This is a genomic window from Microseira sp. BLCC-F43 (assembly GCF_041929235.1).
GTDB lineage: Bacteria > Cyanobacteriota > Cyanobacteriia > Cyanobacteriales > Aerosakkonemataceae > Microseira.
Genome location: NZ_JBHFNP010000326.1, coordinates 1 through 7,057, shown reverse-complemented (window position 1 = coordinate 7,057; position 7,057 = coordinate 1). Strand labels below are relative to the sequence as shown.

Genomic DNA, 7,057 nt, shown 5'->3' with positions numbered 1-7,057 from the left:
GCTCATAGTCAAGCCCCAATAATCTTTGGGTCTCTGAGGGATGTTTTTCTATATATTCCCGAAGTTGGCTCATGTCAGGGCAAAATTCCATTATAATATGGGAGCGCTCGCGGGAGAGTTTCTTTGTTGGAGAAGTCTATTAGACTTGTCCAATAATTCTTGTGGGGTGGGCGTCTCGCCCGCCTTTGAGGGTAGTTTTTGCAGAGGTCTATTAAATAAATGGTCAGGTAGCCAAGTGGTTGAAGGCGTCAGTCTGCAAAACTGATATTTATCGTGGGTTCAAATCCCACTCTGACCTCTGGAATTGCAGCGTAACTTAATGGTAAAGTCCCCGGCTCATAACCGGGTATATGCGAGTTCAAGTCTCGCCGCTGCGACCAAATGCAGAGATGATGTAACGGCAGCATAGGGGTCTCCAAAGCCTTTTGTCTGGGTTCAAATCCTAGTCTCTGCGTTCTACTGCGTGTCCTAACAAGAGAAGCTTACAAACGGTTAATCGGTTGAAAAACTGATAGGTTCGACTCCTACAGCCTCCGCCAACATGGAGGCTGTTATAAAAAAACAGCTTTTCAAACTTGCACGCAGTAGATATATGCCCCCGTGGACGAATGGTTAAGTCGCTGTTCTTTCAAAGCAGAAATTGCGAGTTCGACTCTCGTCGGGGGAATGAAGGCCATTTTGGGTAAAGAAAGCAAGATTTTAAGTAATGAAATAACTCAATCGCGAGCATTTCATCAATCTAAAATCTGAAATATACAATCCAAAATGATATAACTTGGGTTGGCTCGCCTATGAGAGTGGGCAACTGTCTGTAAAACAGCCGCGTTATCGCGTTGCAGGTGCGAATCCTGCCCGACCCATGCTTTAAAATCTTAGAGAGATGCCGGAGTTGGTTAAACGGGCCTGACTGCTAATCAGGAAGGTTATTATAGCCTACGTGGGTTCAAATCCCACTCTCTCTGTTTTTGACCTCATAGGAGAATATTTAAAATGCCTTTGTGCAATTTTGGTTGTGGTCAAGAAGCTACCCATCAATTCAAAAATGGGAAGTTTTGCTGCTCATCAACAGTCAACAAATGCTCAGCTAAAAGAGCTAGGGATTCGCAAATAAAAAAAGGCAAACATCTCTGGGAAGGAAAAGAACATCCCAGAGGAGCAACTGGGATAATTCCTTATAATAAAGGAAAGACATACGATGAAATTTTTGGAATCGAACGCTCCGCACAAATTCGTAGCAAGCTTAGGAACGGGCCTGATAAAAAAGAACAGTGGGAATCTTATAGTGCTGAATCGAGAACCAAACACGCTGATAAAGCCAGATCTAATATCCAAGCTCGATATGATAAAGGTTGGATGCCGAAAGCTGGACGCTGTAAAAAGATAGAGTATTGCAGCACAATAGCCGGAATTGTTTTTTTAGATGGCAGTTGGGAGCTATTAGCAGCCAAATATCTTGATTTGATAGGAGTCAGATGGCAAAGGAATACAAAACGGTTTCCATATATTAATTTAGAAGATAAATTCTCCTACTATACACCAGATTTTTATGTTGAAGATTGGCAAAAATATTTGGAGATAAAAGGTTATGAAACCAAGTTAGATATTTGTAAGTGGAGTCAATTTAATCATCCTCTAATAATTTGGCGACAAGCAGATATTAAGCTAATTGATAAATTGCTAAAAACTTATGAATCAAGAGGAGAAATCTGTTCCTCTCCACCTGAGAGCGTGGTGTAAGCGGATAACATCTCAGCTTGCGAAGCTGAAGACTTGGGGGTTCAAATCCCTCCGCTCTCGTTTTCCCCCGGTAGCTCAGTTGGTAGTAGCGCTTGACTGAAAATCAAGAGGTCGTCAGTTCAATACTGACCTGGGGGGCTGTTATTGCCTCATAGCTCAATGGCAGAGCGACGCGCTGTTAACGCGGGGGTTGTAGGTTCAAGTCCTACTGAGGCAGTCATTGCCGGGTAGACGAATAGGCAAAGTCCCATGGTTCTGACCCATGAAATTGCAGGTTCAAGCCCTGCCCCGGCAGCCATTTATTGCCCTGTGGTGTAACTGGCAACATCCCTGAATTTGACTCAGGAGATTCCAGGTTCAAACCCTGGCGGGGCAGTTAATTATTTTTGCTCCTGTAGCCCAATTGGAATGAGGCCGCCGCCTTAAAAGCGGTTGTTATTTTGTGTGGGTTCGATTCCCTCCAGGAGCATAAACGGGATGTAATTCAGCGGCGAGAAGCCATGCTTTGGGAGCATGGAGTCGCAGGTTCGAGTCCTGTCATCCCGATATACCCCTGTGACGTAACTGGAAACCGTCGCCCGTTCAGGTCGGGTGTTTTGCAGGTTCGAGTCCTGTCAGGGGTAGTGAATCTTTGTTTGTAATGCTTTCGCTAAGCGACAGACATTAGATAAAATTTTTTAGCGTGTATGATAAAATGGAGGAATGAAAAGAAATGACATTTTAAACAAAGAAGCTCAAATCAGGCAGTGGATTAGCGAACACCGTTCTAAGGCATTTATTTGCAGCCAACTGCACTGTAGACCTATGACCTTAGAATCGTATCTCGCTAAAATGAACATCGTCTACAAAGGCAATCAAGGTGGACGCGCACACAAAACTGGTCAACACAAGCCTGCAAGTGATTATCTTTACAAAGGGTCTTATATTAATCCACATCACTTGAGGCTGAAGCTGATTAGAGATGGCATCAAAATTGCAGAATGTGAGTCTTGTCATGCTACTAATTGGTTGAGTGGCACTATTCCTTTAGAACTTCATCATATCAATGGCGAACGCCATGATAATAGATTAGAAAATCTTCAGATATTGTGTCCAAACTGTCATGCGTTGACGGATAACCATGCGGGCAAGGCTCACAAAATTTTGAAGCAGAAGTTGAAGTCGAAAGAGGTGACACAATCTCTTGATGAGAGCGAAGCTAACAATCGGTTCATCAGCGTCCTGGTATTTGATAGTGCAGAAAGTTATGCTCGCTGGCATAAAATACCACTTGCACTTAGACATTTAGTAAACAATGGAGATGGCAGTTACAGTTGCCAATTTGAACAGAGAACTTGCTCGTATTGTGGCAAATTGCTGGATAGTCCAGGTTGCGATACTTACTGTTCTCGAAAATGCTACAGGTTAGCATCCAGGAGAGTGGTAAGACCATCTAAAGAAGAACTCCAAGAGCTGATTTGGAGCAAACCAACTTCTCAAATAGCCAAAGATTTTGGTGTCAGCGATAAAGCGATAGAAAAATGGTGTAAAGCTTACGGTATTGAGAAACCTCCAAGAGGTTACTGGGCTAAACAACAGTCGATTAAAGCTCCCGTGGCGGAATAGGTAGACGCACTCAGTTGAGCGCTGAGTTTCTTGTTACAGGTTCGACCCCTATCGGGAGTATTATACTAACTTGGGTCGTTGGCAGAGCGGATATGCAGCTGCCTTTTAAGCAGACTTATCCAGGTTCAACCCCTGGGCGACCCATCAATTATGGGCGTTTGGCAGAACGGTTATGCTCCTGACTCTTAATCAGGCTGACACAGGTTCAACTTCTGTAGCGCCCATCAAATTCTGCCAGGGGCATTAACTATCCGGGTGTGGCGCCGTTTGGCCCTTGCGCGTCTGTCTAGGGGACTTTTATGTCGCTGGTTCAAATCCAGTCACTCGGATTGTTTCTGTCTTGATTTGTCATAATAAAAAAAGGAGTATTTATCAAACTAACTATGCAATGCGAACTCTGTGAAAGAGAGATGGAAAATTTAACAGTTCATCATCTAGTTCCCAGACAAAATACCAAACGCAAAAAGTTAGAACCTGGCCCGACAATTGATATTTGTTCAGCTTGCCATCGACAAATTCACGTTCTATTTGACAACAAACGGCTGGCTCAAGAATTAAACACCGTTGAAAAACTTAAGGACGAGCCACAAATGCAGAAATTTCTATCTTGGGTTAGGAAGCAAAATCCTGGTAAGCGAGTGTCGGTTCATCGCCAAAAGTAGAGAAATTTTAGATAAAGTTTAGCCCTTGTAGCCCAATTGGAAGCAGGCGCTTCGCTTAGAACGAAGAGGTTGCTGGTTCGATCCCAGTCAAGGGCATTTGGTGACGTTGCGGGTGAAGTAGCCACGGTAGGCTTGGAGGTCTCATAAGCCTCTTTTAGCAGGTTCAATTCCTGCCCCCGCCACCAAAATTGCAGGCGTGATGTAACTGGCAACATGAGGCTTTCGTAATGCCTTTTTGCGAGTTCAAATCTCGCCGCCTGCTTGGGAGTGTGTGAGCGATCGCATCTTATATCAAATCCGGGTTAACTACCCCCTTGATGCCAAACGACTAAAGTCGCGGCTACACAAACAAAGCAAGGCGTAGCGGGCTGTAGAATAAAGGGGGTTTGGAGCCAGGATTTGGTATTAATTAAAGCTGCTATTTCCTCCCTCCCAAATTTGCAGTTGTCTGTCAGCGGCAACTATGCAATTCAGAAACTTGGGTGGATGCAAGAAGTTGTCATAGGCTATTGCCATTTGTCTGGCAGCTTCATTATAGGGAACTCGCCCTATTCCCGTACCTAACCCAGGACAGGCAATGCTATTAATTTTTCGTTCGGCATGTTGATTGTGTCGTCGAACTGCAAGCAGCATTGCCCACATTGCTATGTATGGAATGTCGGTGCCAGCAATAGACATGGGGACTCGCATGGTGGGTGTGTGAGCTAGAAAAGGATGCTTTGGATGACCTGTTTCCACAATGAAAGATGTTCCGACAGGCTGTTCGCCGAGGAATTCATCTAAGATGTGCTGCTGAACTTTTGTCATCAGAGAGTCACCAAAGAATCTAATTATTGCTGCATCCATGCCACCATCCATCATGCCAAATGAATTGGCAGGACTAACTAAACAGTCAAATGCTGGCAACCACTCGAAATAGTTATTGACTATTTCAATGTTGGGTAAATAGCTAAAATGTCGTTGGAAAGCTGCAAACAGTTGGGAACTAGGAGCTACGAGTATCAGCTTCAAGTTTTGAAATTACCTCCACTTAGAACACTATTTTAGTGGCTAGCTAAAGCGAGTGTCAATTTACTTGAGATGGAGTAGCGATCGCACTTTCTATAAATTAGTCAATACGCAGATGTGGTGTAAGTGGCTAGCATCAGAATTTGGTATGTTCTGGATGTGGGTTCAAATCCCGCCGTCTGCTTAACGGGAATGTAGCTCAATGGCGAGAGCAATCGGCTTTTAACCGATTGGTTGCAGGTACCCTTCGGGAAGGCTAACGCCTACGAGTCCTGTCATTCCCATCATTCCCCTATGCAGGTGTGATGTAATTGGCAACATGAGGATCTTGTAAAGCTTTCTTGCGAGTTCAAATCTCGCCATCTGCTTGTAGTTATATTAGAGGTTTAAATCTTTATTTTTAAGCAGGAGTGCGATATGACAACCATGACAGTTACGGATGCGCTGGCGGAATTGAAGCTGTTAGAAAAACGCATTGATGCAGCCAGAGTCGCGCTTGATAACAATACATTAATCGCAGTTGTTGAAGTTGGTAAAGTGCCAACAGGTTACAAGTCGCGAGACGAACACGCAACATCTGCTAGAGCAGCTTTGCAACGGGTGAATGACTTGATTGCTAGAAGACGAGCAATTAAGCGCGCGATTGTGCTTTCTAATGCTTCGACTAGAGTTACTATTGCTGGGGAAGAAATGACCGTCGCCGAAGCAATTGAAATGAAGAATTTCATTTTGTATTACAAAAACGTGATGGCGACGATGACAGTAGCTTACTCGCGCACCTGCAACGAGTACAAAATCGCTCAGGCGAAAGTGAAAGAGCGATTAGATAAGCTAGCGCTCGAAGTGTTGGGTAAAAATGCTTCTTCCGAGAAGTACCAGTCATTAGCTGATAGCTTCCTGGCACGGGAAGGGGTGGAATTGCTCGATCCGCTCAATTTGGCGGAAGAAATTGCCAGACGGCTAACGTTTGTGGAAGAGTTCGAGTCAACATGCGATCGCGTCCTCTCGATCGGCAACGCTCGCACAATGGTAGACGTTCCAGACTAAAATAGAATTGCTGGTCGCTCGAAAATCTCTAAATTTATGGTTTTTGAGATGGATCTACAATTCAAGTAGAAAGCCATCTCGTACATTGGTTAAAGCTTAAAGCTCAACGCTTAACGCTCAAACTTCAGTCGTTAAAGATTAGAAAGTCAAAGCTCAAACCATAAACCATAAAGCTCGATCAAATCCAGGGGTTATGGTTATAGGTTCCATAAAACCTTGAGGTTTCCACCTGGCTGAGCGGTCAGCATTCTATAATTTCAGATTTGAGATTTAAGATTGCAGATTTAAGAATTTTTTGGGTTTAAAAACATGAATTCCTAAACTTTAAACATGCGGATATGGTGTAGCGGCAGCATGTGAGTCTTCCAAACTCTTGGCACGAGTTCGATCCTCGTTATCCGCTTTTTCAATTATGCGGGTGTGATTTGACACTCCGCGCGATAAATCGACGCGGATTCTTGCATCTACAGACATTCCCTGCTAGAGGGAATATCTTTCATCAAGTTAGGGGTTGTGCCAAGCAACCCATCAACTAAACCAGATGAAACCATTAAAGCAGCATCCCTCTTTAGGTCTAGTTGACAAGAGAAACCATCCCACTTGGAAAGGTTCCTAGCGGCGTTTAAATCCGCATTGTGGTAGTGACCGTTAGGGCAGTTAAAATGATGTCCCTTTCTCTCGCCAATAGTTCCGCAAGTTGAACAAGATTTACTGGTGTATGGAGCCGGACGTTTAATTAGTTTTAAACCTTTCAAAGCTAACTTGTAATTAAGCTTTTGCTCTAAAGAATAGTACGCCCAAGAATGCCTAGACTCTCCACTATCAGAGCGATTCTTTTTGCTCTGCTTCATGGAATTGCGGCAAGATTCTAAATCTTCAATCACCACATCAGCATTGAGATATTCAGCAAATCTGACAATCCTTCTGCTAATGGTGTGATTGACGGCATCCATCCATCGGAGTTCTTTTTTGTCCCACTTCTTTAGAGCGCGGAACTT

Annotated in this window: 6 protein-coding genes and 23 tRNA genes; 27 read left to right on the top strand and 2 right to left on the bottom strand. The window is 43.9% G+C overall.

From position 1 onward, the window contains the following. The first annotated feature begins 221 nt into the window (after positions 1-221). The 22 genes from ACE1CM_RS44000 (at position 222) to ACE1CM_RS43895 (ending at position 4,266) form a co-directional block, all read left to right on the top strand. A tRNA-Cys gene (locus ACE1CM_RS44000) sits at positions 222-298 on the top strand. A 7-nt stretch (positions 299-305) separates the two neighbouring features. Further along, positions 306-380 (top strand) — tRNA-Ile (locus tag ACE1CM_RS43995). A 3-nt stretch (positions 381-383) separates the two neighbouring features. Beyond that, positions 384-454: transfer RNA gene (locus tag ACE1CM_RS43990), tRNA-Trp, on the top strand. 141 nt (positions 455-595) lie between these two features. After that, a tRNA-Glu gene (locus tag ACE1CM_RS43985) sits at positions 596-667 on the top strand. 110 nt (positions 668-777) lie between these two features. After that, positions 778-860, top strand: a tRNA-Tyr gene (locus ACE1CM_RS43980). 14 nt (positions 861-874) lie between these two features. Continuing rightward, a tRNA-Ser gene (locus tag ACE1CM_RS43975) sits at positions 875-962 on the top strand. Between the two features lie 28 nt (positions 963-990). Further along, positions 991-1,737 carry a hypothetical protein gene (locus ACE1CM_RS43970; protein ID WP_374885735.1) on the top strand — a complete coding sequence of 249 codons (747 nt, stop codon included), beginning with the start codon at positions 991-993 and terminating at the stop codon, positions 1,735-1,737. Then, positions 1,723-1,797: transfer RNA gene (locus tag ACE1CM_RS43965), tRNA-Arg, on the top strand. The genes ACE1CM_RS43970 and ACE1CM_RS43965 overlap by 15 nt, the downstream gene beginning before the upstream one ends. 4 nt (positions 1,798-1,801) lie before the next feature. Further along, positions 1,802-1,875: transfer RNA gene (locus ACE1CM_RS43960), tRNA-Phe, on the top strand. Positions 1,876-1,882: 7 nt separating this feature from the next. Beyond that, positions 1,883-1,954, top strand: a tRNA-Asn gene (locus ACE1CM_RS43955). Between the two features lie 4 nt (positions 1,955-1,958). Next, positions 1,959-2,035, top strand: a tRNA-Gln gene (locus ACE1CM_RS43950). A gap of 5 nt (positions 2,036-2,040) precedes the next feature. After that, positions 2,041-2,113: transfer RNA gene (locus tag ACE1CM_RS43945), tRNA-Gln, on the top strand. A 12-nt stretch (positions 2,114-2,125) separates the two neighbouring features. Further along, positions 2,126-2,206 (top strand) — tRNA-Leu (locus tag ACE1CM_RS43940). 4 nt (positions 2,207-2,210) lie between these two features. Continuing rightward, a tRNA-Pro gene (locus ACE1CM_RS43935) sits at positions 2,211-2,283 on the top strand. 3 nt (positions 2,284-2,286) lie between these two features. Beyond that, positions 2,287-2,360: transfer RNA gene (locus ACE1CM_RS43930), tRNA-Leu, on the top strand. Positions 2,361-2,439: 79 nt separating this feature from the next. Continuing rightward, positions 2,440-3,342 (top strand): hypothetical protein, encoded by a 903-nt coding sequence (locus ACE1CM_RS43925; RefSeq protein ID WP_374885733.1) that lies wholly within the window; start codon positions 2,440-2,442, stop codon positions 3,340-3,342. A gap of 72 nt (positions 3,343-3,414) precedes the next feature. Further along, positions 3,415-3,486, top strand: a tRNA-Lys gene (locus ACE1CM_RS43920). 8 nt (positions 3,487-3,494) lie between these two features. Continuing rightward, a tRNA-Lys gene (locus ACE1CM_RS43915) sits at positions 3,495-3,566 on the top strand. A 27-nt stretch (positions 3,567-3,593) separates the two neighbouring features. After that, positions 3,594-3,671 (top strand) — tRNA-Pro (locus ACE1CM_RS43910). A gap of 54 nt (positions 3,672-3,725) precedes the next feature. Further along, the gene (locus tag ACE1CM_RS43905) at positions 3,726-4,004 is read left to right on the top strand and encodes an HNH endonuclease (protein ID WP_374885731.1); all 279 of its coding nucleotides are present in this window, start codon (positions 3,726-3,728) and stop codon (positions 4,002-4,004) included. Between the two features lie 21 nt (positions 4,005-4,025). Further along, positions 4,026-4,100 (top strand) — tRNA-Leu (locus ACE1CM_RS43900). A gap of 94 nt (positions 4,101-4,194) precedes the next feature. Further along, positions 4,195-4,266 (top strand) — tRNA-Thr (locus tag ACE1CM_RS43895). A gap of 143 nt (positions 4,267-4,409) precedes the next feature. Here the strand turns inward: ACE1CM_RS43895 and ACE1CM_RS43890 are convergent. Next, the gene (locus ACE1CM_RS43890) at positions 4,410-5,015 is read right to left on the bottom strand and encodes a macro domain-containing protein (RefSeq protein WP_374885730.1); all 606 of its coding nucleotides are present in this window, start codon (positions 5,013-5,015) and stop codon (positions 4,410-4,412) included. Positions 5,016-5,123: 108 nt separating this feature from the next. Here ACE1CM_RS43890 and ACE1CM_RS43885 point away from each other — a divergent pair. The 5 genes from ACE1CM_RS43885 to ACE1CM_RS43865 all read left to right on the top strand — a co-directional run bounded on the left by ACE1CM_RS43885 (position 5,124) and on the right by ACE1CM_RS43865 (position 6,462). After that, positions 5,124-5,196 (top strand) — tRNA-Thr (locus tag ACE1CM_RS43885). Between the two features lie 4 nt (positions 5,197-5,200). Beyond that, positions 5,201-5,296: transfer RNA gene (locus tag ACE1CM_RS43880), tRNA-Lys, on the top strand. A 12-nt stretch (positions 5,297-5,308) separates the two neighbouring features. Further along, positions 5,309-5,380, top strand: a tRNA-Tyr gene (locus ACE1CM_RS43875). Positions 5,381-5,429: 49 nt separating this feature from the next. Further along, positions 5,430-6,059, top strand: coding sequence for a hypothetical protein (locus ACE1CM_RS43870; protein WP_374885728.1), 630 nt, complete (start codon positions 5,430-5,432; stop codon positions 6,057-6,059). A gap of 332 nt (positions 6,060-6,391) precedes the next feature. Continuing rightward, positions 6,392-6,462, top strand: a tRNA-Gly gene (locus ACE1CM_RS43865). A 61-nt stretch (positions 6,463-6,523) separates the two neighbouring features. Here the strand turns inward: ACE1CM_RS43865 and ACE1CM_RS43860 are convergent. Further along, positions 6,524-7,057: zinc ribbon domain-containing protein (locus ACE1CM_RS43860; protein WP_374885727.1), on the bottom strand; the 534-nt coding region annotated here is incomplete at its 5' end.

Excerpts from the sequence above, each read along its gene's own strand:
- ACE1CM_RS43970 (WP_374885735.1), top strand. The coding sequence starts at position 991 with ATGCCTTTGTGCAATTTTGGTTGTGGTCAAGAAGCTACCCATCAATTC.
- ACE1CM_RS43925 (WP_374885733.1), top strand. The coding sequence starts at position 2,440 with ATGAAAAGAAATGACATTTTAAACAAAGAAGCTCAAATCAGGCAGTGG.
- ACE1CM_RS43905 (WP_374885731.1), top strand. The coding sequence starts at position 3,726 with ATGCAATGCGAACTCTGTGAAAGAGAGATGGAAAATTTAACAGTTCAT.
- ACE1CM_RS43870 (WP_374885728.1), top strand. The coding sequence starts at position 5,430 with ATGACAACCATGACAGTTACGGATGCGCTGGCGGAATTGAAGCTGTTA.